This is a genomic window from Nonomuraea sp. PA05, from assembly GCF_008086045.1.
In the GTDB taxonomy this organism is placed as follows: Bacteria; Actinomycetota; Actinomycetes; order Streptosporangiales; family Streptosporangiaceae; genus Nonomuraea; species Nonomuraea monospora.
The window spans coordinates 17,525-40,281 of record NZ_VSEY01000010.1; the positions used below are offsets into that span (position 1 = coordinate 17,525).

General features: G+C 72.1%; 17 protein-coding genes. 11 read left to right on the plus strand and 6 right to left on the minus strand.

The genetic code is table 11. The features are described 5' to 3' along the window. Positions 1 to 22 precede the first annotated feature (22 nt). Positions 23 to 1,201, minus strand: coding sequence for an ABC transporter ATP-binding protein (locus tag FXF51_RS17340; RefSeq protein ID WP_148435517.1), 1,179 nt, complete (start codon positions 1,199 to 1,201; stop codon positions 23 to 25). 82 nt (positions 1,202 to 1,283) lie between these two features. On the opposite strand from FXF51_RS17340, the gene FXF51_RS63465 reads away from it, so the two are divergent. The 3 genes from FXF51_RS63465 (at position 1,284) to FXF51_RS17365 (ending at position 5,170) form a co-directional block, all read left to right on the plus strand. Beyond that, a complete protein-coding gene (locus tag FXF51_RS63465; protein ID WP_222871330.1) occupies positions 1,284 to 2,228 on the plus strand; it encodes a FadR/GntR family transcriptional regulator in 945 nt (314 codons plus the stop codon). A gap of 66 nt (positions 2,229 to 2,294) precedes the next feature. Continuing rightward, positions 2,295 to 3,017, plus strand: coding sequence for a cache domain-containing protein (locus FXF51_RS17360; protein WP_148435518.1), 723 nt, complete (start codon positions 2,295 to 2,297; stop codon positions 3,015 to 3,017). Positions 3,018 to 3,118: 101 nt separating this feature from the next. Continuing rightward, complete coding sequence (locus tag FXF51_RS17365) at positions 3,119 to 5,170, plus strand: glycosyl hydrolase family 28-related protein (RefSeq protein WP_148435519.1); 2,052 nt, start codon at positions 3,119 to 3,121, stop codon at positions 5,168 to 5,170. A 60-nt stretch (positions 5,171 to 5,230) separates the two neighbouring features. Here FXF51_RS17365 and FXF51_RS17370 read toward each other — a convergent pair whose 3' ends face one another. The 4 genes from FXF51_RS17370 to FXF51_RS17385 all read right to left on the minus strand — a co-directional run bounded on the left by FXF51_RS17370 (position 5,231) and on the right by FXF51_RS17385 (position 9,176). Next, entirely contained in the window at positions 5,231 to 6,118 is an 888-nt protein-coding gene (locus tag FXF51_RS17370) for a LysR family transcriptional regulator (RefSeq protein WP_148435520.1), read from the minus strand. 7 nt (positions 6,119 to 6,125) lie between these two features. Then, positions 6,126 to 6,995, minus strand: coding sequence for a fumarylacetoacetate hydrolase family protein (locus FXF51_RS17375; protein WP_148435521.1), 870 nt, complete (start codon positions 6,993 to 6,995; stop codon positions 6,126 to 6,128). Positions 6,996 to 7,092: 97 nt separating this feature from the next. Beyond that, positions 7,093 to 8,760: a multicopper oxidase family protein gene (locus FXF51_RS17380; protein ID WP_262379595.1), complete on the minus strand. Its 1,668-nt coding sequence runs from the start codon at positions 8,758 to 8,760 to the stop codon at positions 7,093 to 7,095. Then, complete coding sequence (locus FXF51_RS17385) at positions 8,757 to 9,176, minus strand: hypothetical protein (RefSeq protein ID WP_148435522.1); 420 nt, start codon at positions 9,174 to 9,176, stop codon at positions 8,757 to 8,759. The genes FXF51_RS17380 and FXF51_RS17385 overlap by 4 nt, the downstream gene beginning before the upstream one ends. 152 nt (positions 9,177 to 9,328) lie before the next feature. Between FXF51_RS17385 and FXF51_RS17390 the strand changes: the two genes are divergently transcribed. From FXF51_RS17390 to FXF51_RS17410, 5 genes are all read left to right on the plus strand, one after another. After that, a complete protein-coding gene (locus FXF51_RS17390) occupies positions 9,329 to 10,477 on the plus strand; it encodes a sensor histidine kinase (protein ID WP_262379596.1) in 1,149 nt (382 codons plus the stop codon). 32 nt (positions 10,478 to 10,509) lie between these two features. Beyond that, positions 10,510 to 11,208, plus strand: a complete 699-nt coding sequence (locus FXF51_RS17395) for a response regulator (protein ID WP_262379597.1) — start codon at positions 10,510 to 10,512, stop codon at positions 11,206 to 11,208. A 278-nt stretch (positions 11,209 to 11,486) separates the two neighbouring features. Continuing rightward, positions 11,487 to 12,725, plus strand: a complete 1,239-nt coding sequence (locus FXF51_RS17400; RefSeq protein WP_148435525.1) for a P-loop NTPase fold protein — start codon at positions 11,487 to 11,489, stop codon at positions 12,723 to 12,725. Beyond that, on the plus strand, positions 12,722 to 13,687 hold the full coding sequence (locus tag FXF51_RS17405; protein ID WP_148435526.1) for a hypothetical protein: 966 nt from the start codon (positions 12,722 to 12,724) through the stop codon (positions 13,685 to 13,687). The genes FXF51_RS17400 and FXF51_RS17405 overlap by 4 nt, the downstream gene beginning before the upstream one ends. Further along, on the plus strand, positions 13,684 to 17,646 hold the full coding sequence (locus tag FXF51_RS17410; protein ID WP_148435527.1) for an AAA family ATPase: 3,963 nt from the start codon (positions 13,684 to 13,686) through the stop codon (positions 17,644 to 17,646). The genes FXF51_RS17405 and FXF51_RS17410 overlap by 4 nt, the downstream gene beginning before the upstream one ends. A 3-nt stretch (positions 17,647 to 17,649) precedes the next feature. Here the strand turns inward: FXF51_RS17410 and FXF51_RS17415 are convergent, their stop codons facing one another. Then, a complete protein-coding gene (locus FXF51_RS17415; RefSeq protein WP_148435528.1) occupies positions 17,650 to 18,837 on the minus strand; it encodes an Ig-like domain-containing protein in 1,188 nt (395 codons plus the stop codon). A gap of 129 nt (positions 18,838 to 18,966) precedes the next feature. Between FXF51_RS17415 and FXF51_RS17420 the strand changes: the two genes are divergently transcribed. The 3 genes from FXF51_RS17420 to FXF51_RS17430 all read left to right on the plus strand — a co-directional run bounded on the left by FXF51_RS17420 (position 18,967) and on the right by FXF51_RS17430 (position 22,754). Continuing rightward, positions 18,967 to 19,656: a hypothetical protein gene (locus tag FXF51_RS17420; RefSeq protein ID WP_187414419.1), complete on the plus strand. Its 690-nt coding sequence runs from the start codon at positions 18,967 to 18,969 to the stop codon at positions 19,654 to 19,656. Positions 19,657 to 19,725: 69 nt separating this feature from the next. Further along, positions 19,726 to 21,174 carry a cytochrome b gene (locus tag FXF51_RS17425; RefSeq protein ID WP_148435530.1) on the plus strand — a complete coding sequence of 483 codons (1,449 nt, stop codon included), beginning with the start codon at positions 19,726 to 19,728 and terminating at the stop codon, positions 21,172 to 21,174. A gap of 68 nt (positions 21,175 to 21,242) precedes the next feature. Continuing rightward, on the plus strand, positions 21,243 to 22,754 hold the full coding sequence (locus FXF51_RS17430) for a cytochrome b (protein ID WP_148435531.1): 1,512 nt from the start codon (positions 21,243 to 21,245) through the stop codon (positions 22,752 to 22,754). The last annotated feature ends 3 nt before the right edge of the window (positions 22,755 to 22,757 follow it).

The following is a 22,757-nucleotide window of genomic DNA, read 5'->3' on the forward strand; positions in this document are numbered from 1 at the left end:
TGCCTTCTCTCCTGGGTGATCGCTACTTGATCGCGAACTCGTGGCGCCGCTGCCACACGAGCCGGACGCGGGCGCCTCTCAGGCCCGTCACCTCCATGGAGGAGACCTGGAGGTTCTGCTGGAGGGCGATCAGCCGCCCGCCGGCGTCGAGGTCCACGACGAACCTGGTGGCGGCGCCGGCGTAGACGACCTCGGCGACCGTCCCGGTGGCCGAGTGCTCGCCGGGGCCGGTCACGGCGAGCCCGTCGGGCTCTGCCGCCCCGGCCACGGCGAACTCCCCTCCTGCGCGGTCGTCTTCGCCTGTGCGCCTGTCTTCGCCTGCGCGGTCGTCTCCGCCTGTGCGAATGTCTCCGCTTGTGCGGCCGTCTCCGCCTGTGCGGCCGTCCTCGCCGAACACGACGCGGAGCTTCTCCGGGCGCACGCTGAACGTGCCGGAGCGCCCGAGGATCTTCTCCGCGGCGGCGCCCGAGATGAGGTTGGACGTCCCCACGAACCCGGCCACGAACGCGGTGGCGGGCCGCTCGTACACCTCGGCGGGCGTGCCCACCTGCTCGATCCGCCCCTGGTCGAACACCGCCACCCGGTCGCTCATCGTCAGCGCCTCCTCCTGGTCGTGCGTGACGAACAGGAACGTGATGCCGACCTCCCGCTGCAACTCCTTCAGCTCGACCTGCATCTCCTCGCGCAACTTGAGGTCGAGCGCGCCGAGCGGCTCGTCGAGCAGCAGCACGCGCGGACGGTTGACCAGCGCCCTGGCCAGCGCCACCCGCTGCCGCTGCCCCCCGGAGAGCTGGGCGGGGCGGCGGTCCTCGAAGCCCTCCAGCCGCACCGAGCGCAGCGCGGCCACGGCCCGCTCGCGCCGCTCGGCCTTGGGGACCCGTTTCACGCGCAGGCCGTACTCGACGTTGGCCAGCACGTTCATGTGCGGGAACAGCGCGTAGTCCTGGAAGACGGTGTTGACGTCGCGCTCGAAGGGGGCCAGGCGGGTGACGTCCCTGCCGCCCAGCTCGACCGTTCCGGCGGTGGGCGGCTCGAAGCCGGCGATCATGCGCAGCACCGTGGTCTTGCCCGAGCCCGAGGGGCCCAGCATCGCGAAGAACTCGCCGTCCCGGACCTCCAGATCGATCCCGTCAACGGCCGTGACCGGCCCGAACTCCTTGCGCAGCCCGCGTAAACCGACGGCTGTCTCGCTGCCTGGCATAACCTAAAACATATGGTTTCAAAGGTTTCGCGACAAGAGCGTCTCCTGTATCAATGTCGTTAACGCTGGAAGAGGTGGGGGCATGGCGACGAGGGGAGCCCACCTGGCCGTGTTCGCACCCGTGGGGGGCACCGGCCGGGTGGACGCGGTCGTGCGCCGCCTCTCCGACGCCATCGCGCTCGGCCTGCTGGCCGACGGCGAGCAGCTCCCCAGCGAGGCCGAGCTGGCCGCGCTGCTCGGCGTCTCCACGGTCACCCTGCGGGAGGCGCTCATGGCGCTGCGGCAGCAGGGGCTCGTCGAGACTCGGCGCGGGCGGGGCGGCGGCAGCTTCGTCCGCACGCCTCAGGAGCCGCCCGAGCTGGGGGCGCGGCTGCGCGCCTTCACCGTGGACGAGCTGCGCGACCTGGGCGACCACTACGCGGCCATCGCGGGCGCGGCGGCCCGGCTGGCGGCCTTGCGCGCGCTGCCCGGCGACCTGGCGCCGCTTTGGCGCACACTGGACGCCATGGCCCACGCCGTCTCCGAGACCGAGGCCGCCAACAGCGCAGCCGCCCGAAGCGCGCCCACCCGAAGCGCGGGCTCCAGCAGCGCGGCCTCCGGCCACGCGAGCGGCAAGGGCACGGGCAGCGCGGGAGCGGGCAGCGCGGGAGCGGGCAGCGCGGGAGCGGGCAGCGCGGGAGCGGGCAGCGCGGGCATTGAGGGCGCGGGCGGCGGGGGCGGGCTCGGGGCCGAGGCGAGGGCTGTGTTGCGGCGCCTGGACGGGCGGTTCCACATCGAGGTGGCGGCGGCCTCGCAGTCGGCACGACTCACTCAGGAGGAGATCCGGTTACAGGCCGACATCGGGCCGTTGCTCTGGCTTCCGTACGACGAGCCGGGCAGGCACGATGAGGCAACGGCCCAGCATCGCGCCATCGCCGAGGCCATCCGCCGCGGAGACCCCGGCCTGGCTCGTGACCTGGCCGAACAGCATGTGCTCGACGCGATCGAACGGCTGATCGAGCTGCGGTTGCGGCTGGCGGACGCCTGACCGCGCGGCGGCCCGGGAGTTCGCGAGCCGCGCCGGGCGCGACCACAGGCACGGAGGTAGTGCGCGATGCCCCAGCCCTCGGCTTCCACCACCACAGCCGCTCGCGTCGGCCGGGCCGTCTCCCGGATCGGTGAGACGGTGCAGGGCGTGTTCACCGTCCTGGACGAGGTCCGCGACCGCACGGCCGCGCTCGCCAGGACGCGCCGGCCGCTCACCACGAGGGATCTGGCGGCGCTGCGGCCCGCCCTGTTCCGTCACCTCGGCGGGCTGATCGCGGGCCTCGGGTTCATCGCGGCGCCGGGGCTGCTGGTGGACGCGCCCTGGCACCTGGAGTGGTGGCAGGACGACCCGTCGGGCACGCCGGTGCAGCTCCTGCGCGATCTCGACCCGGCCAGCAGCGCGTTCTACGACTACACGCACTGGGAGTGGTACGCGGGGCCGAGCGAGGGGGCGGAGCGGACGATCTGCGGCCCGTACGTGGACTACCTGTGCACCGACGAGTACAGCCTGACGCTGTCGGTGCCGGTGCTGGCCGGGGGCGCGTTCGTGGGGGTGGCGGCGGCGGACGTGTTCGTGCGGCGGTTCGAGTGGGCGGTCGTGCCGGTGCTGCGCGAGGTGCCGGTGCCCGCGTTCGTGATCAGCGCGGCGGGGCGGATCGTGGCGTCGAACACCGCCAAGTGGATCGGCGGGTCGGTGTTCCGGGGGGAGGCGGGGTTCGAGGTGCATCCGTGCGGCGGGCTGCCGCTGTCGCTCGTCGCCGCAAGCGACGCAAACGCCTTGCGTGTTTGACGCAAGAATTTGAGGTGCGATTGAAAGTAGTTCACAGGGCCTTGTGGAGCGGTGTGCGGGAGGCCTAATGTCGCCTCACCCCCCGAGAGAAACGAGCACGCATGCCCCGCTCCGCCCTCACCTCGGCGCGCCTTCCCCGCTCCGCCCTCACCGCGGCGCTTCTCCCCCGCTCCGGTTTCACCGCCGCGTTTCTCGCCGCCGTCGTGGCCTGCGGCCTCATGGCGCCGCCCGCGCTGGCCGGCACCCCCGCCCGCGCGCCGGTCGTGACGCGGGCCGCGCTCGATCCGGCGCTGGTCGCGGGCCGGGGCGCCGCCGTGGCCTTCGCCGAGCAGGAGGCGGAGAACGCCGCGACCGACGGCACGGTCATCGGGCCTGACCGCAGCGCGTACACGCTGCCCGCCGAGGCCTCGGGACGCAAGGCGGTGAAGCTGACGCCGGGACAGCACGTCGAGTTCACCCTGCCCGCCAGGACGAACGCGATCACCGTGCGCTACAGCATCCCCGACGCCCCCGGCGGAGGCGGCATCACCGCGCCCCTCGACGTCACCGTCAACGGCGGGCGCCGCACCACGATGACGCTGACCTCGCAGTACTCCTGGCTCTACAACCAGTACCCGTTCTCCAACGACCCGGACGCCGACCTGCTGCACCCCGACTGGTGGATCACCGAGTGCGCGTGCGTGCCCAGCGCGACCACCCCGGCTCCGGTGATCGCCAAGCCGTTCCGGCCCAGCCACTTCTACGACGAGCAGCGCCTGCTCCTCGGCCGCACCTACCGGGCCGGCGACCGGGTGCGGCTGACGGTCCCGGCGGGCAGCAGGGCCGAGTGGACGGTCATCGACCTGCTCGACTCCGAACTCGTCGGCCCGCCCAAGGTGGTGCCGCGCGCGGCCAGTGTGCTGGCGTTCGGCGCGGACCCCACCGGGCGGCGCGACTCGGCCGGGGCGATCGACAAGGCCATCGCGTACGCCAAGCGCAAGCGGCTGACCGTGTACATCCCGCCGGGGACGTACCAGGTGAACCGGCACATCATCGTGGACGACGTGACGATCACCGGCGCGGGCAACTGGTACACGGTCATCAAGGGCCGCGAGGTCGCCCTGCCCAGCCCTGCGCCCGACGGCTCCGTGCACACGGGCGTCGGCTTCTACGGCAGGCCCGCCGCCGAGGGCGGCAGCCGCGACGTGCACCTGTCGGACTTCGCGATCGACGGCGACGTACGCGAGCGCATCGACACCGACCAGGTCAACGGCGTCGGCGGCGCGATGAGCGACTCCACGATCGAAAGGCTGCACATCCGGCACACCAAGGTCGGCATGTGGTTCGACGGCCCCATGACGAACCTGCGGATCACCGGCAACATCATCGTCGACCAGATCGCCGACGCCATCAACTTCCACACCGGCGTCTCCGGCTCCGTCGTCTCGCACACCTTCATCCGCAACAGCGGCGACGACGCCATGGCCATGTGGTCGGAGAAGAGCGCCAACACGGGCAACACGTTCGACCACAACACCGTGCAGACGCCCGTCCTGGCCAACGGCATCGCGATCTACGGCGGCACCGACAACACCGTCTCGAACAATCTGGTCGCCGACCCGATCAGGGAGGGCAGCGCGCTCCAGGTGGGCTCCCGCTTCGGCGCCGAGCCGTTCGCCGGGCGGCTGGACATCACCGGCAACACCACCGTGCGGGCCGGCACGTACGAGCTGAACTGGAACATCGGGCTGGGCGCCATCTGGTTCTACGCGCTGGAGCGGGACATCGCCGCCGACGTCCGGGTGACGGGCAACGACTTCCTCGACAACACCTACAACGCGATCATGCTGGTGAGCGAGTGGTCCGTGAAGGACCTGTACGCGATCACGAACGTGCACTTCAAGGACATCCGGGTGGACGGCACCGGCACGTCCGTGGTCAGCGCCCGGGTGAAGGGGTCGGCCACGTTCGAGAACGTCGACGCGCGCAACGCAGGGGCGGTCGGGGTGAACAACTGCGGCTCGTTCGGGTTCCCCGCCACCGGCTCGGAGTTCTCGCTGACCGACCGCGGGGGCAACGACGGCGGGTGGCTGGCGCCCTGGCTGCTGCCCAACACGATCACCTGCGACGACCGCCCGCCGGTCGTGCCGCCGCCGGCGCCGTCCCCCTGGTGAGCGCCCGATGACCCCCGCCTGCCGGGCAGGAGGCCCCCTCCCGGCAGGCGGGAGCTCCCATCAGGCGGTGGCGGGGAACAGGTCGCGGAAGTTGCGCACGACCGGGTTGGCGTCGCCGGTACGCCACGTGACGTCCAGCGTGACCACCCTGGTCGCCGGCGCGAGCGGCCGGAACACCACGTCCCCGCGCCGCAGCCGGGCCACCGACTCCGGCACGATCGACACCCCGATCCCCGCCGCCACCAGCCCCACGATCGTCTGCATCTGCACGGCCTCCTGCACGATCACCGGCTCGAACCCGGCCGCCCTGGCCACCCCGGTGATCTGGTCGTACAACGCGCTCCCGTACCGGCGGGGGAACATCACGAACGGCTCCTCCGCCAGCGCCGCCGCGGGCAGGGGCGCCCGGGAGGCGAGGGGATGCCCGCTGGGCAGCGCGGCGAGCAGCAGCTCGCGCGCCACCGTGCGAGTGGACAGCACCTCGGCGGCGGGCCCGGACAGCGGCGCGTGCAGCAGCCCCACGTCGAGCAGCCCCTGCCGCAGCTCCTCTGCCTGCTGCGCGGTGGTCAGCTCGCGCAGCTCGACCTGGACGCCCGGGTAGCGGGCGCGGAAGCGGCGCAGCACCCGCGGCAGCGTCAGATTGGTGGCCGACCCGACGAACCCGATGGCCAGCCGCCCCGCCTCGCCCCTGCCCGCCCGCCTGGCCGCCTCGGCGGCCAGCTCCGCGTGCGCCAGGCTGGTGCGCGCCTCCGCGACGAACGCCTCGCCCGCCGCGGTGAGCCGCACCTGCCTGGTCGTACGCTCGAACAGCCGCACGCCCAGCTCCTCCTCCAGCTTGCCGATCTGCTGGCTGAACGGCGGCTGCCGGACGCCCTCGCGCAGCGCGGCGCGGCCGAAGTTGAGCTCCTCGGCCAGCGCCACGACGTAGCGGAGCTGCTGGAGATTCATCCGCCCTTTATATCGACAGGCCCGGCACGCCCCTGACCACCGTGGTCGACAGGACGCCGATCTCGCCGATGCCGATCGTCACCGTGTCGCCGTCCTGCAGCGTGAACGGCAGGTCCGGCACCAGGCAGGTGCCCGTGGCCAGGACGGCGCCGTCGGGGAAGACGTCGGCGCGGTAGAGGTAGCCGGCCAGGTCGTCCAGGCGCCGGTTGAGCTGGGAGGTGCTGGCCTTGCCGTCCCACACGGTCTCCCCCGCCCTGGCGATGCTGAGCGAGATGTCCAGCGCGTACGGGTCGGCGACCTCCCACGCGGGCCTGATCGCCGGGCCGACCGCGCAGCCACCCAGGTAGATCTTGGCCTGCGGCAGGTAGAGCGGGTTGACGCCCTCGATGGTGCGGGAGCTGACGTCGTCCACGACCGTGTAGCCGACGATCTCCCCCGACGCGTTCAGCACCAGGCCCAGCTCCGGCTCCGGCACGTCGATCTCGGAGTCCTCGCGCACCGCGATGCGCCCGCCGTGGCCGGCGACCTTCCACGCCACCGACTTGAAGAACAGCTCGGGCCGCTCGGCGTCGTACACCAGCTCGTACACGTCGGCGGCGCGCTCGCTCTCCAGCACCCGTGCCTCCCGCGAGCGCCGGTACGTCACGCCGGCCGCCCACACCTCCATGCGGCCGTCCACGGGAGGCAGCAGCGGCACGGAGCCGGACGGGTGCGACGTCCCGTCCGCGGACGCGCAGCGCTCCCGCAGCTCATCGGAGGACAGGCGGAGCAGCTCGGCCACGCTGGTGATCCCCGACAGCTCCACCACCTGCTCACCGTCATCCACTCCCACCGCATCGCTGCTGGTCAGAGGGCTGGTGAACCGTACGATCTGCATGCGTGCTCCTAGCTCCATCAGACGAGGGGACACATGTCATCCGATGAATGTCCCCTATGGGATCAACTTAGTAGTTCGCCGGGATGATCGGGAGGGCTCAGACGACCTCGAAATCGGCCATCATCGCCATGTCCTCGTGTTCGAGGTTGTGGCAGTGCAGCATGTAGCGGCCACGGTAGCCGTCGAAGCGGGCCAGCACGTCCACCACCTCGTACGGGCGCACGTCCACGGTGTCCTTCCAGCCCGCGTCCGTGGCGTCCGACCGCCTGCCGTTCCTGGCCAGCACCTGGAAGTGGGCCAGGTGCACGTGCACGGGGTGGTGGAAGTCGCTGGTCAGCCGCCAGACCTCGGCGGTGCCCAGGCGCGGGCTCGCCAGTGGGACGCCCGGCCGGTAGCGGTGGCCGTTGATGGTCCACGAGTCGTTCGTCCTGCGGAAGTCGAACGTGCGGGTGGTGACGGGGCGGGGGCTGCGGGGCGGGCGGGACAGGGTGGCGGGGACGGCGGTGTCGTCGCGTTCCCGCCTGGTGACGACGAAGCGCATGACCTTTCCCTGCGGGCCGCCGGACAGGGTGTTGAGCAGGGTGACGTGGGTGCCGGGCGGGTAGACGGAGAAGTCCACCACGACGTCGTGGCGCTCGCCGGGGGCCAGGGTGATCGTGTCGTGGTCGACGGGGGCGGCCAGGAGGCCGGAGTCGCTGCCGATCTGGGTGAAGCGGGCCCTCGGGGAGAGGGCGAGGCGGTATCTGCGGGCGTTGGAGGCGTTCACCAGGCGCAGGCGGTGCCGCGCGGCCGTCACCTCGGCCACCGGCCAGGGGGCGCCGTTGACCAGGATCACGTCGCCCTCGACGCCCTCCAGGTAGTCGGGGTCGAGGGCGTGCGTGCCGTCGTCCAGCCCGTGCCCGCCCGCGCCGTGCCCGCCCGCACCATGCCCGCCCGCACCATGCCCGCCCGCACCATGCCCGCCCGCACCATGCCCGCCCGCGCTGTGTGCGGTGTGTGGATATCGGAAGGAGCCGTCCTTCTCGAACGACCGGTCACAGATCATCAACGCCAACTCCCGCTCCCCCCGTGGCAGCGGCAGCGCGTCCTCCTCCTCGTCCCGCACCAGCACCATCCCCGCCAGCCCCCGCCACACCTGCGGCGCCGTGAAGTCCATCCGGTGATCGTGGTACCAGAGCGTGGCCGCCCGTTGCTCCACCGGATAGCGATAGTCCTTGACCACCTGGTGCAGCACCTCCCCCGGATGCCCGTGCGCCGAGGAGTACCCGGCGGGGACGACGAGGTCGGTCGGGTAGCCGTCCGAGTCGGGCGGGGTGACGCCCCCGTGCAGGTGGGTGGAGGTCGGCACGGGCAGCTCGTTGCGCACCCCGATCACGGCGGGGCTGCCGCGCCGCAGCTCGAACGTGGGCCCGGGGAAGGTGCCGCCGTACCCCCACACCTCGGTGCGCAGCCCGGGAAGGATCTCCACGGCCGCCACCCGCTGCGTCACCTCGTACCGGCCCGGGCTCACCGGCCGCGCCACCTCGGGGATGGGCAGCGGCACGGTGAACGGCTCGGGCAGGCGCGCCGTGCTCGCCAGCAGCTCGCCCGCCGTCTCCCGCCCGCCACCGCATCCGGAGGCGGCCAGCGCGGCCCCGCCCAGCACGCCGAGGAACGCCCGCCGCGAGACACCTCCCGCTCCACGGTTCACGCCGCGCCCGCCGCCGCGCCCGCCACCACGCATGCCGCCGCGCCCGCCGCCACGCATGCCGTACCCGCCGCTCATGCCGCACCAGCCGTCACGCCGGCCCGGCGGAAGGCCAGCCACGTCCACGCCGTGAAGACCGCCGACAGCCCGAAGATCGCCATCCCGAGCGGGAAGTGCCCCGCGATGACCCGGTCCTGGCCCAGCATCACCTGCACGGTCTCCAGCACCACCAGCCCCAGCCCCGCCACCGCCGGCCACCACGCTCCCCTCCCTGGCCGCCACAGCAGCACGGAGGCGAGAAGCTGCAGGTACAGGACGCTGTGGGTGACGCCGCCGTTGTTGCGGTGCCAGGTCAGCAGGTCGACGTCGCCGGTGACGAACAGCCCGGCCAGCGCGGCCTGCGCGAGCACGCCCGCCAGGTGGGCGGTGGCCGTCACCCGCAGCGACCAGACGATCCAGCGACGCGGCGCCGGTGTGGAGTTCGAGGAGGTCATGCCGGAAATGCTCCTTCGGCGCCCCTTCCGGTCACATCCCGCACGGGACGGCACCGCGCCGTACTCCCTGGGGCGTACGCGGCCCGAAGGGGGCCGGAAACGTACGCCCTCGGGATGACGTCCGATAGGAGGGCGATCGCTACCTTATGGGCATGGAAAGCCGCAGAACGGACGTGCTCATCGCGGTGGGCAGCCTGGTCGCGATCGTGCCCGCCACGTACGCGAACCTGTCGTGGACGGGGCCCTACGAGCGCCCCCTCGACCCCGCGGGCCTGGTGCTGATCACGATCGCGGCCCTGTCGCTCGTCTTCCGCCGGTCGGCCCCGCTGGCCGCCGGGATCGTCGCGGCGGCCTGCGGCGTCGTGTACTACGCCGCCCACTACCCCGGCGTGTTCGCCGCCGCGCCGGCGCTGGCCTCCATCTACACGCTGGCCGTGCTGGGGCGGCGCGCGGATGCGATCTGGCTGGCGATCGGGCTGGCCGTGCCGGTGTACGGGCTGATGGCGCTGTCGTCCGAGGACCCGGGGGCGGGCAACTGGATGGCGCTGCTGAGCGGCTGGCTGGTGGCCATGGTGGTGATCGGCGAGGTGACCAGGAGCCGGCGCGCGTACCTGCACGCGGTGGAGCAACGCGCCGAGGCGGAGGCACAGCGGGCGCGGGAGGCTGAGCGGACGCGGGAGGAGGCCGCGTTGCGGCGGGCCGGCGAGGAGCGGCTGTGGATCGCCCAGGAGCTGCACGACTCACTCACCCACAGCATCTCGGTGGTCAACGTGCAGGCGGCGCTCGCCATGGAGCTGCTGGACAGGAAGCCCGAGCGGGTCAGGGAGGCACTGGCCGCGATCAAGGAGTCGGGCCACGAGGCGATGGACGAGCTGCGCGCCACCCTGGGCGTCCTGCGGCAGAGCGAGCCGGAGGGGGCCGAGGCGGGGTTGTCGGGGCTGCCGCGCCTGGTGTCCAGGGCCGAGGGGGCGGGCCTGCGGGTGGCGCACACCGTCTCGGGCGACCCGTACGCGCTGCCGCCCGAGGTGGACAGGGCCGCGTACCGGATCGCCCAGGAGGCGCTCACCAACGTGCTGCGGCACGCGGGCGCGGCGGCGGTGACGGTGGCCGTCGAATACGATCCGTCGAAGGTCGTGCTGCGGGTGGAGAACGACGGCGAGCCGGGCGTGCCCGGGCCGGGGATGGGGTTGATCGGGATGCGCGAACGCGCGGTGGCCGTCGGCGGCTCCCTCGCGGCGGGCCCCGGCGAGCGCGGCGGCTTCACCGTCCGCGCGGAACTTCCGGCGGGAGCGGCGGCATGAGACCGCAACCAACGCCCGGCCGGAGCGGCGGCGTGACGCCCCGACCAGCCAGTGTGACGCCGCGACCCGTCAGGGTGCTGCTGGCCGACGACCAGCCGCTGATCCGCGCCGGCTTCAAGGCCCTGCTGGAGCTCACCGACGACATCACGGTGGTGGGCGAGGCAGGCGACGGCGCGCAGGCCGTGGAGCTGGCCAAGCGCCTCCTGCCCGACGTGGCGCTGCTGGACGTCCGCATGCCGCTGCTCGACGGCATCCAGGCCACCCGCAGGATCGGCGCCACCCCCGAGCTGAACGGCGTACGCGTGGTGATCCTCACCAACTACGCCCTGGACGAGTACGTCTTCGCCGCGCTCAGGGCGGGCGCCAGCGGCTTCCTGCTCAAGGACATCGAACCGGCCGACCTGCTGCAGTCGGTGAGGGTGGCGGCGCGCGGCGACGCGCTGCTGTCGCCGTCGGTGACGCGCCGCCTGATCGAGGAGTACGTCAGCACCCCGCCCCGCCCCGCCCCTGTCCCCGGGCAGGACCGGCTGACCGGCCGGGAGCGTGAGATCGTCGCCCTGGTCGCCAGGGGCCTGTCGAACGACGAGATCGCCGAGCATCTGGTGATCAGCGCGGCCACGGCCAAGACCCACGTGAGCCGGTCGATGATCAAGCTAGGCGTGCGTGACCGGGCCCAGCTCGTGGTCTTCGCGTACGAGTCGGGCCTGGTGGTGCCCGGCACCGCCGCCTAGATGGCCAGCAGGAACTCGTAGGCGTTCAGCGCCCACACCAGCAGCCACAGGGCGATGGCCGGCAGCCGATGCGGCCCCCGCCAGGTTCCTTCAGCAGGCACCCGTTATCACGTCACCTTCCCCTGCGTCCGGGAGCACCGCCCGCGCGCCCTTCCGCCGGGCCCAAAGCTTTTCCCCGAATTCGCCCCTCCAACGCACCCGGTTTATATGCTCAATTGAACAGGACGGCGCCCCTGTTTCCTCCATGGTAAATCGCCTGGGCCGCAAAAGGAGCATTCATGGACAAAGGATTTCCCGTCCTGTCCGATGCACCGGTCGGCCTCGGCGGCGACGAGCTGGGTTTCGGCCGCTACGTCGATCCCCTCGTCCAGGTGATCACGGACGAGGCCACCGAGACGCCGTTCACGATCGGCGTGTTCGGCCCCTGGGGCAGCGGCAAGTCGAGCCTGCTGCGCATGATCGACCAGCGGCTCGCCGAGGAGCATCCGGGCCGCACGGTCAGGGTGCACTTCAACTCGTGGGTCCACCGGGGCGAGCCGCACCTGCTGCTGCCGCTCCTGCACACCTTGCAGGACACGCTGGAGCAGGACGGACGGCGCCGCCTGCGCGAGGCCGCCGGCCGGATCGGCTACGTGATCGCCCACCTGACCTCCGACACGCTCCTGCGGCGGGTGTCCGGCGGCGCGGTCACGCTCGACAAGCTCCAGGAGCTGTCCCAGCAGTACGCCGAGCAGCGCGGCAAGGTGCACAGCGAGCTGCGCGGCCTGCGGCGCACGCTGCAGGAGCAGGCCGACCGCGCCGCCGACGACGGCGCCCGCCTGGTGATCTTCATCGACGACCTCGACCGCTGCCAGCCGCACGAGATCGTGGACCTGCTGGAGTCGGTGAAGCTGTTCCTCGACCTGCGCCACGTGCTGGTCATTCTGGCGGTCGCCAAGAACGTGGTCGATCAAGGCATAGCCGTGAAATATCGGGAATTCGGATTCGACGCCGCCAAAGTCCTGGAAATCGGCGACGAATATCTGGACAAAATGGTCCAGCTTCCGCTGAGCCTCATGCCCATCGACGCCGGCGGCTATCTCGGCAGCCTCCCCATGCCCAGCGGCTTCGCGGAGCACAGGAGCCTGCTCGGCGAGATCGTCGTACCCAACCCGCGCCGCATCAAGCGCGTGCTCAACACGCTCGCCGTCACCTGCGCCATGGGCGGCCCAGGCCTGCGTCCCGACGTGGTGATCAGGCTCGTCGTGCTGCGCGTCCAGAGCCCCGACCTGTACGACGCCATCGCCGCCCGCCCCCACCTGGCCGCGGCCCTGGAGGACATGTACGCCGGCCGCCTCCCCCTCGACCGCCCCGACCGGCTCATCGAACGCTACGGCCAGGCCGAGGCCGAGCCGGTGGCGGCGGCCGTGCGCCGCTTCCACCGCTCGCAGGACTACCTGCGGGGCGTCTTCCGCGGCACGGCGTTCACGGAGGTGACGGACGAGCTTCCGCGCTACCTCACCATGCTGGGCCGTTGACGATGCAGGCCGACCCGCTGCGCTACGACCTGTACGGCCTGCACCAGGGCAACCCGTACCGCACCGAGCCGCTCGACCCGCTGGGCCGCTCCGGCGATCGCACGCTGATGGTGGACATCGACTGGTTCGTCTCCACCGAGGCGCTGCGGGCATACCTGCGGCGGACCGTCGAGGCGGGCGAGTCGGCGTTCGTCGTGGTCAGCGGGCGCGACTACACCGGGCGCACGACGATCGCCAACCACGTACTCGACGTGTACCGGCAGGTCCGCGACCTCGAGTCCGACCGGCTGCTGATCAGCCGGATCGACGTCGAGCACCACCACGACTTCGAGTGGGTGAAGAAGGCGATGGTGGAGCTGCAGACCGAGATCGAGGAGGCCGACCTGTCGCTGTCCCCCGGGCTGACCGCGTCGCTCGACACCATCGAGAGCATCGAGGAGGACGTCTACCAGAGCCGCTACCGAGGGCTGGCCCGGCGGCTGCGCGGCGAGCTGTGGGGGCAGGACCAGCCGTGCTCGTTCGGGGTGGTGTTCGAGGGGCTGCGGCAGACGACGCTGGTCGAGGCGATGCGCAAGGTGTTCAGGAGCAGCCAGTCGATCGCGGTGTTCACGCACGGCGACTACAAGCACGCCAACACGCCGTCCCACGAGGAGCTGAGCCGCCTCGACGTGCACCTGATCAAGCTGGAGCCGCTGCACGGCGACCAGGTCCGCCACCTGGCCGAGCAGCGGTGGCGGTCGGCCTCCGAGCTGCCCAGCCCGTTCCCGCCCGACAGCCTGGAGGCGGCCTGGCCTGCGCCGACCCCGATCAAGTCGGTGGTCAGCACGCTGGGGGCGCTGGTGGACATGCGGCTCGGCTCCGCCGCCTGCCACGGCCCCTGGCCGCAGAACGCCGAGCTGGAGATCCCGCACCGGTTCATGGTGTCCATGATCCGCGTGCTGAAGAAGGTGGGGGCGCCGTGACCGACCCCGCGGGCAACCCGTTCCCCGAGCGCGGCACGATGAGCATGGAGGAGCACGTCCGCGACGCCGACATCCTCAACCGGACGATCACCGGCCCCACCGTCGAGCTGCCCGCCGTGGCCCGCCTGACCGCGCTGGTCGGGCAGTACCTCCAGGCGCCGTCCCGCGGCCAGGTCGCGTTCCTGCACGGCGCGCACGGCACCGGCAAGACCCACACGATCCGGTACGCGCTCGGCGGCGTCACCGGCGCCATCCGCCTGTACGCCAAGGCCCAGGACGGCGACTTCCACGCCCTGTACCAGCGGCTCATGAGCCAGGTCGGGCGCGACCGGCTGCGCGGCCTGGCCAGGGCCTTCCAGGCGGTGCTGGCGGAGGAGGAGGCGGGGCTGACCGCCGGCGGGCCCGCCGATCCGGGGTACGCGGCGCGGCTGTTCACCGAGTTCCTGGTCGAGCCGGGTGCCGTGCTGGAGGCCCAGGCCGACGAGCTGGGCCGGGTGATCGACGACGGGCAGGAGTTCCAGCGGGCGCTCACGTCGCTGCTGGAGCCCGCCATGGAGGAGGCCGCGTTCGCCTGGCTGGCGGGACGGGAGGTGACGACGCTGGACGCCGCGCGGCTCGGCGTCTCAGGCCCGCTCACCGACCCGAACCAGTGCCGCTACGGCCTGCAGCTCCTCACCGCCCTGTGCGCCAAGGTCGGCACGCCCGTCATCATCGTGGTGGACCAGTGCGAGCGGCTGCTCCTCGGCGGCGGCGCGAACCTGGGCGTCATGCACTCGCTGGTCGAGCGCGTCCCGCAGGAAGGCGGGATGTTGCTGCTGCTGGGGAGCGACGCGGCGTGGGAGGAACTGCCTGAGGACCTGCGGCAGCGGTTCGGCGCCAACCATCTGAGGACGGCGCTGCTGACCCCGTCGCAGGCCGGTGAGCTGGTCGTCGCCTACATGGGGCGGGATCTCGGCCATGGGGGTATGGGCGGGCCGTTCACGGATGACGAGGTTCTGACGTTGCTCAGGACCAGCGGGGGCAACGTGCGGCGGTTCCTGCAGCAGGCTTGGCGGGCGTTCGAGGCCGCCACCGTTCCGGCGGGGCGGGATCTCGATCCCCGGCCTGTGACGAGGCTGAGTGCTGATCGGGTGGTGGAGGCCTGGCTGCTGAGCGAGGGGGTGGGGTATCGGCGCGGGTGGCGGGACGGGGACGTCGGCGCGGACTACGCGGTCGTGACGCCGGGCGGTCCCCGGCTGCTCGTCCAGATCTCCGACGCGCTGTTCACCGCCCCAGAGGCTGCGGCGGTGCTGGCCGGAATCGGGCTTGTGGAGCGGGTGCGGGGGCGTGGTTGGACGGCCAGGGTCGTGCTGGTCGTCGCCGGTTACGCCAACCCCGAGCTGTCACCTCTGCTGGAGCGGGCGGCGCACGAGGTCGTGGTGTTGCGCGGCGAGGACGACCTCGACCGCCTGCGCGCCACGGTCGGCCCGCTCACGCCGGGCTCAGGACCGGTGTTCACGGGGCTGCCCTACCCCGGCGCCGCCCCGTTCTCGCAGGACGACGCGGAGGTGTTCTTCGGGCGGGAGGAGGCCGTCGAGGCACTGGTGTCCAGGCTGGCGTCGGCCCGCGAGCCGCTGGTGGTGACGGGGCCGACGGGCGCGGGCACGTCCTCGCTGGTACGGGCGGGGCTGCTGCCGGCCCTCGCCGGAGGCGCCCTGTCGGAGGAGACACCGCACTGGACCACCCTGCTCCTCACGCCCGGCACCTCACCGCTGGAGGCACTGTCCGGGCAACTGGCCACGCTGGCGAGCGGCACCGGCGGCGCCAAGCCCTCTCCGGCGAGCGGACTCGACGCGGCGACCGTGCTGGCCTCCCTGCGCGAACGCCCAGCCAGCGCCCGCCTGCTCCTCGGCCGGCCCCTCGCGGCGGGGGCGGGGCTCGTGCTGGTCGTGGACGGGTTCGAGGAGGTCTTCTCCGGCTCCGGCCCTGAGCAGGACCTGGCCGCGTTCGTCGCCGCCCTGCACGCCGTCGCGACCGCTCCGGGACGGGCCCACGTGGTGATCGTGGTGAGTGCCGCCTTCGCCGGGCGCTGCCAGGCCCTGCTCGGGACGGCGGAACCGCCGTACACGCTGCCGCTCATGGGCCGCTCCCAGCTGCGGCGGGCGATCATCGGCCCGGCGGAGACAGCGGGCCTGGCGCTGGAGGAGGGCCTGGTGGACGCCGTGCTGGCCGACCTGCGCACGGCAGACGGCGCCCCCGAGCCAGGCGCGCTCCCGCTCCTCGCCAAGGCCATGCACACGATCTGGATCCGCCGCGACGGCGACCGGCTGACCCTGCGCGGCTACGCGGAGACCGGAGGCATCCCGCTGATGGCGACCTCCGCCGCGGAGGCCGTCCACCAAGCCCTGACTCCCGCGCGGCAGGCCGTCGCCCGGAGGGTGCTGCGGCGGCTGGCGTCGGTCACCAGGGACGGGCGGATCAAGGGCAGGCCCACGCCTCTGGCCGCTCTGCGGGCGGAGCACCCGGGTGGGGATCTGGAGGCGGTGCTGCGCGAACTGGCCGCCGCCCGGGTGGTCGTGGTGGACGCCGGGACGGTGCGGATCGCGCACGGAAGCCTGCTGGAGGACTGGCCGCGGCTGCGCGAGTGGTTCGAGGCGGATCTGGCCGGTCAGGTGCTGTACGACCAGCTCGCGAGCGACGCCGCCGAGTGGGCGGAGAACCGGCACAGCCCGGCGTTCCTGTATCGGGGGAGCCGGTTGGCCGCGGCGCTGCGGGCGCAGCGGCAGTGGGGGCGGACCGGGCTCTCGCTGGAGCAACGGGCCCGCCGCTTCCTGGACGCGAGCGGACGGGCCCGCAGGCGGCGGCGGCTGGCGACCGCCCTGTTCGCCGGTCTGATGTCGGTGACCGTGGGCGTGCTGACGGTGGACAGCCTGTCCGAGGCGGCGCGTCAGCGTGCGGCCGCCCAGGACGCGAGAACCTCGGCGTTGCTGGCCGAGCAGAGCACCCTCGTGGGGGACGAGCAGGTGGCGGCTCTTCTCGCGGCGCTGGCCTGGCGCTTCGGCCCCGGGCCCGAGGCGCGTACCGCGCTCATCAAGGCCCTGGGCGAGCGGAGTGCGAGCACCGCCTTCGATTTCGGCGTACCGGCGGGAAGGTCCGTCTTCAGGCTCTCCGGACCGGCGCTGGCGATGAGGGCCGAGCGCGACGGCCGGTTCGTCGCCGCCGTACCTGCCGGGAAGGACGCCTTCTCGCTCACCGAGGTGTCGACCGGGCGGCGGATCGGCGGGGCGCTCCGCCACGAGGGCCGTGTCACGTCCATGGCGCTCAGCGCGGACGGGCGGATCCTGGCCACCGGCGACGGCGTCGCGCGGGTCGAGGACCTCACCGGCCAGAGGCTGACGGCCGAGCTGCCGATCTCCCCGCTGGCGCTGGGGCTCAGCGCCGACGGCAGGACGCTGGCACTCGGCACCGAGGACGGGCTGTGGGTGTGGGCGCCCCAGTGGAACGGCCTGAGACGGCTCGGTGACCGCCCGGTGGCCGCTGTCGCCGTCACCCCGGACGGGAAGGCCGTGGCCGCCGGCGATGGTGACGGCGGCCTGGTTCTCTGGGACGTCAGAGCCGCTTCGCCTGCCTTGCTGGACGAGCCTGCCGACGCCGTGACCTCGGTCGCCTTCAGCGCGGACGGGACGAAGCTCGCGGCCGGCTCCCGGAGCGGCGCGGTCCGCCTCTGGGACGTCCCGGCCCGCCAGGCGCTCTACCACCAGTACGTCGGCGAGGGCGACGCCGTGACCTCGGTGGCCTTCAGCGTCGAGGGGACGACGCTCGCCACCGGCGACGACCGCGGCAACGTGCGGCTCTGGGACGTCGAAGGGCCCTCCGACCTCGCCGCCGCCGCCTGCGTGCTCGTCGGCCGGGACCTCACCGACGAGGAGTGGGAGAGCAACGTGCCCGGCGACGTCCGGCGCCGCCCCGCCTGCCCGTGACGCTCACCCGTTCACGGGCTTGCCCAGCGCGCTCCCCGCCAGCCACTCCTCCCACGACTTGGCCCAGGGCGTGGGCCCGTTGCCGAACTCCAGCTTCCGCGACGTCCCCGTCACCTCGATGATGTCCCCGCGCTGGGTGAACTCGTAGAACCACCGCGCGTTGGCGGGGCTGGCGTTCACGCAGCCGTGGCTGACGTTGGAGCTGCCCTGCGCCCCGGTGGACCAGGGGGCGGCGTGGAAGAAGGTGCCGCTGTAGGTCATGCGGACGTTCCACTTGGTGCGGATGCGGTATTCGCCTGGCTCGCCGATCGTGGCGGAGTCCATGACGAGGTCGGCGGCCTTCTCCTGGGCGATCATGATGCCCGAGTAGCTGTCGTCGCCGGGTTTGCCGAGGCTGACGGGGATGGTCCTGACGACCTCGCCGTCCTTCTCGACGACGGCCTTGTGGGTCTTGGCGTCGACCTTGGTGATGTGCTCGGGGCCGACGGTGAAGGACAGGCTGCGGTCCTTCGTCCCCCACAGTCCTGCGCCGGCGCGCAGGCCGGCCAGGTGCGCCACGACGGTGACCTGTTCGCCGACCGGCCAGTACTCGCGTGGCCTGAACTGGACCTCGCGGTCGCTCACCCAGCTCCACGCGCCCTCGACCGGCTGCGACATGCGCACGACCAGCGAGCGTTCGATGGCGGCCCTGGCCTCCTTGGAGGTGATCGGCTGGGAGAGGAGGAGCTGGACGGGCATGCCGACGCCGACCTTCTCGCCGTCCAGGGGCGACATGCCGCTCTCCAGCGCCCGTTTCGGCTTGAGGGTGGTGAAGGTGGCGGTGCCGGTGACGGTCTTGCCGTCGGTGCCCTTGGCCTCGGCGCTGACCGTGTACGTGGTGGCGGGCCGCAACGGCCACTGGGGCCGCCATTGGCCGTCCGCGGCCACGGCGCCCCGTACGGCGCGGCCCTTGGCGTCGGCGACGGTCATCTTGGTGACCTGGCCGCTGGTGGCCTTGACGGTGATGCCGGTGTCGGGGGCGACCTTCTTGGCGCCGTCGGCGGGGCTGATCGACAGCTTGGCCACGGGGCCCTGCTGCTGTGACGGCCCGCTCGGCGCCGAGCCGCCGCCCGTAGAGGTGCAACCGGCGACCGCTGTCAGGGCCGCCGCGCAGATGGTGAGGAGTGTCTTGTTGGTCCGGCCGTTCCGCATCCTTGATGCCTCCCGCGCCTGACATATAGGCAGTCATTTAGATTAGACCGGTTGTCGGCGATCCGGCGGACTCCTTCCCGTATTGACCGAACCCATGCGAACACGTCGGCGCGGCACGTTGCGATGATCTTGATCTGGCGTTCCGCCGACCACAATCATGGGCCGGTGGACTACTACCTGATCTCCGCGACGGCGGGCGATCGATCACCCGCAGGGCTCCTGGTGGAGGAGTTCGTCCTGTGCGACGACTACACGGCGGCCGGCATCGACGGCGCCGAGTGGGTGGCGGAGATCGGGGCCTGGTCCGCCTCGGCCGAGCTGAGCAGGGCCATCCGCGCCGACACCGCACTGCGCTCGCGCGTGACACCGGTCAGCAGGCAGGAGGCGGTGCGTGCCTTCAAGGTGCTCGGCGGCGGCGGGCTGCCCGAGGAGGCCGGGCTGCGGACGCTCTTCCAGGAGCGTCGCTCGCTGCCCACCACGGCCCCGCTCAACCTGGGCAACGGCCCGGCCAGGGCACGCCGCTACCGCATCCTGTTCGCCGGGGAGCTGGGCGAGACCGGCCTGGCCAACGCCAGCACGGCGCTGCGCCTGGAGCCCACCGGCGATCCGCGCGTGGTCGGCACGGCCTCCGTCAACGCCGGCGGCCACGGCTTCACCTGGGAGCTGCGCCGCATCGGCGCGGGCATCGCCTGGTGCGTGGACGTGACCGCGCGGCTCGGCTCCGGCCCCATCACGGCGCTCGGCGCGCTGCTGCACCACCACCGCCAGGCCGTGCGCGAGCAGGGCCCCATCCCCGTCACCGTGGAGCGCTTCGCCTGACTGTCACGACCCGCCACCCCTGCCCGGTCCCTCGTATGACGAGAAAACCGAGCCGGGTGCGGGGTGACGATGAAGGCGAGCTCACTGATCAGGGCTCTGGACGATCGGGTCGGCGGCGCCCGGTTCCTGGACAGGGCCATGCGCAAGGCCTTCAACAACCACTGGTCGTTCCTGCTGGGCGAGATCGCCCTGTACGCGTTCGTGGTCGTGCTGGTCACCGGCGTCTTCCTGACGTTCTTCTTCAAGCCGAGCATGAAGGAGGTCGTCTACGACGGCGCCTACGTGCCGCTGAAGGGCGTCATGATGAGCGAGGCGTACGCCTCCTCGCTGGAGATCAGCTTCGACGTGCGCGGCGGCCTGCTGATGCGGCAGATGCACCACTGGTCGACGCTGATCTTCCTCGGCGGCATCGTGGTGCACCTGCTGCGCAACTTCTTCACCGGCTCCTTCCGCAAGCCGCGCGAGCTGAACTGGCTGATCGGCGTGGCCCTGTTCGGGCTGGTCATGCTGAACGGGCTGTTCGGCTACTCGCTGCCGGACGACCTGCTGTCCGGGGCGGGGCTGCGCATCCTGCACGGGGTGCTGGTGTCGGTGCCGCTGGTGGGGACGTACCTGGCGATGTTCCTGTTCGGCGGGGAGTTCCCCGGCGGCGACATCATCGCGCGCCTGTACAGCCTGCACATCCTGATCATCCCCGGCCTGCTGCTGGTGCTGGTGCCGCTGCACGCCGTGGTGCTGACGTGGCGGCAGACGCACACCCAGTTCCGTGAGCGCGGGGTGCGCAACCATCAGGTGAGCGGGGCGCCGTTCTTCCCGGCGTTCATCGCGAAGACGACGTCGTACGTGCTGTGGGTGGCCGGGGTGGTCGCGCTGCTGGCTACCGTGTTCCAGATCAACCCGATCTGGCTGTACGGCCCGTACGTGCCCAGCACGGTCAGCGCGGGCTCGCAGCCCGACTGGTACATGGGCTTCCTGGAGGGCGCGCTGCGGCTGATGCCGCCGTGGGAGTTCCACGTGTTCGGCTACACGGTGACGATGAGCGTGCTCATCCCCGCGCTGCTGGCGCCGGGGCTGCTGTTCACCGGGCTGGCGCTGTACCCGTTCGCGGAGCGCTGGTTCACCGGCGACCGGGCCGTGCACAACCTGCTCGACCGGCCGCGCGACGTGCCGAGGCGGACCGGGATCGGGGTCGCCGGGATCGTGTACTACGGGGTGTTGTGGACGTCCGGCGGCAACGACGTGATCGCCGCCAACTTCCACATCTCGCTCAACGCGACGACCTGGATCTTCCGGGTGGCGTTCCTGGTGGGGCCGGTGCTGGCGTACGTGGCGACCGTGTGGATCTGCCACGGGCTGCAGGCGCGCGACCGGCGGATGGCCGAGCACGGCATCGAGACCGGCGTGGTCGTGCGCTCGCCCGAAGGCGGATATTCCGAGGTGGAGCGGCCGATGACCGAGGAGGAGAAGGAGAGGCTCACGCCGCCCCCCGACCCGCAGCCGAAACTCATCGGCCGGTGACTGTCACAAACGGCCGCCCTGCGACGTCTTGGTTCTGACGAGAAAACCGAGCCGGATGCGGGGTGGCTATGAAGGGCAGCTCACTGGCCGGGGCGCTGGACGACCGGGTCGGCGGCGCCGGGTTCCTGAAGAAGGCGATGCGGAAGATCTTCCCCGACCACTGGACGTTCCTGCTCGGGGAGATCGCCCTGTACGCGTTCGTGGTCATCCTGCTCACGGGCGTCTTCCTGACGCTGTTCTTCAAGCCCAGCATGCGGGAGGTCGTCTACGACGGCGTCTACGTGCCGCTGCGCGGCGTCACGATGAGTGAGGCGTACGCCTCGTCGCTGGAGATCAGCTTCGAGGTGCGCGGCGGCCTGCTGATGCGGCAGATGCACCACTGGGCCACGCTGATCTTCCTGGCCGCCATCGTCGTGCACGCGCTGCGCAACTTCTTCACCGGCGCCTTCCGCAAGCCGCGCGACCTGAACTGGCTGATCGGCGTGCTGCTGTTCGTGCTGGTCATGCTCAACGGGCTGTTCGGCTACTCGCTGCCCGACGACCTGCTGTCCGGGGCCGGGCTGCGCATCCTGCACGGCGTGACGATCTCGATCCCGCTGGTGGGGACGTACCTGGCGATGTTCCTGTTCGGCGGCGAGTTCCCCGGCACGGACATCATCCCCCGGCTCTACAGCATCCACGTGCTGCTGGTCCCCGGCATCCTGCTGCTGCTCATCCCGCTGCACGCGGTGATGCTGACCTGGCGGCAGACGCACACCCAGTTCCGCGCCAAGGGGCTGAACGACCGGGTGGTGCGGGGGGCGCCGTTCTACCCGGCGTTCCTGGCGAAGACGACGGTGTTCTTCCTGTGGGTGACCGGGGTGGTCGCGCTGCTGGCCACCCTGTTCCAGATCAACCCCATCTGGCTGTACGGGCCGTACATGCCGGGGCACATCAGCGCGGGCTCCCAGCCGGACTGGTACATGGGGTTCCTGGAGGGCGCCCTGCGGATCATGCCGCCGTGGGAGTTCGCGCTGTTCGGGCAGACGGTGACGATGAGCGTGGTGATCCCCGCGCTGGTGGCGCCGGGGCTGCTGTTCACGGCGCTGGCCGTCTACCCGTTCGCGGAGCGGTGGGTGACCCGTGACCGGGCCGTGCACCACCTGCTCGACCGGCCCCGCGACGTGCCGGTGCGGGCCGGGCTCGGGGTCGCCGGGATCGTGTACTACGGGGTGTTGTGGGCGGCAGGCGGGAACGACCTGATCGCCACCACGTTCCACATCTCGTTGTACGCGACGACGTGGATCTTCCGGGTCGCGGTCGTGCTGGGGCCCGTGCTGGCGTTCATGATCACCCGGCGGATCTGCCTGGGGTTGCAGGCGCGCGACCGGCACACCGTGGAGCACGGAGTGGAGACCGGAGTGATCGTGCGCGGCGCCGAGGGTGGATACACCGAGGTGGAGCGGCCGGCTGAGGAGGAGGAGACGGCGGTGCTGGTGCCTCCGGCGCGGCCCGCGCTGCCGCCGGCGGGCAACGGCGACGTGCCTCCCCCGGCGAGGCGGCGACTGCAGGACGCGCTCCAGCGCTCCTGGCACTCCTGACCT

Coding starts and splice junctions, on each gene's coding strand:
- FXF51_RS17340 (WP_148435517.1), bottom strand. CDS start 1,201: ATGCCAGGCAGCGAGACAGCCGTCGGTTTACGCGGGCTGCGCAAGGAG.
- FXF51_RS63465 (WP_222871330.1), top strand. CDS start 1,284: ATGGCGACGAGGGGAGCCCACCTGGCCGTGTTCGCACCCGTGGGGGGC.
- FXF51_RS17360 (WP_148435518.1), top strand. CDS start 2,295: ATGCCCCAGCCCTCGGCTTCCACCACCACAGCCGCTCGCGTCGGCCGG.
- FXF51_RS17365 (WP_148435519.1), top strand. CDS start 3,119: ATGCCCCGCTCCGCCCTCACCTCGGCGCGCCTTCCCCGCTCCGCCCTC.
- FXF51_RS17370 (WP_148435520.1), bottom strand. CDS start 6,118: ATGAATCTCCAGCAGCTCCGCTACGTCGTGGCGCTGGCCGAGGAGCTC.
- FXF51_RS17375 (WP_148435521.1), bottom strand. CDS start 6,995: ATGCAGATCGTACGGTTCACCAGCCCTCTGACCAGCAGCGATGCGGTG.
- FXF51_RS17380 (WP_262379595.1), bottom strand. CDS start 8,760: ATGAGCGGCGGGTACGGCATGCGTGGCGGCGGGCGCGGCGGCATGCGT.
- FXF51_RS17385 (WP_148435522.1), bottom strand. CDS start 9,176: ATGACCTCCTCGAACTCCACACCGGCGCCGCGTCGCTGGATCGTCTGG.
- FXF51_RS17390 (WP_262379596.1), top strand. CDS start 9,329: ATGGAAAGCCGCAGAACGGACGTGCTCATCGCGGTGGGCAGCCTGGTC.
- FXF51_RS17400 (WP_148435525.1), top strand. CDS start 11,487: ATGGACAAAGGATTTCCCGTCCTGTCCGATGCACCGGTCGGCCTCGGC.
- FXF51_RS17415 (WP_148435528.1), bottom strand. CDS start 18,837: ATGCGGAACGGCCGGACCAACAAGACACTCCTCACCATCTGCGCGGCG.
- FXF51_RS17425 (WP_148435530.1), top strand. CDS start 19,726: ATGAAGGCGAGCTCACTGATCAGGGCTCTGGACGATCGGGTCGGCGGC.
- FXF51_RS17430 (WP_148435531.1), top strand. CDS start 21,243: ATGAAGGGCAGCTCACTGGCCGGGGCGCTGGACGACCGGGTCGGCGGC.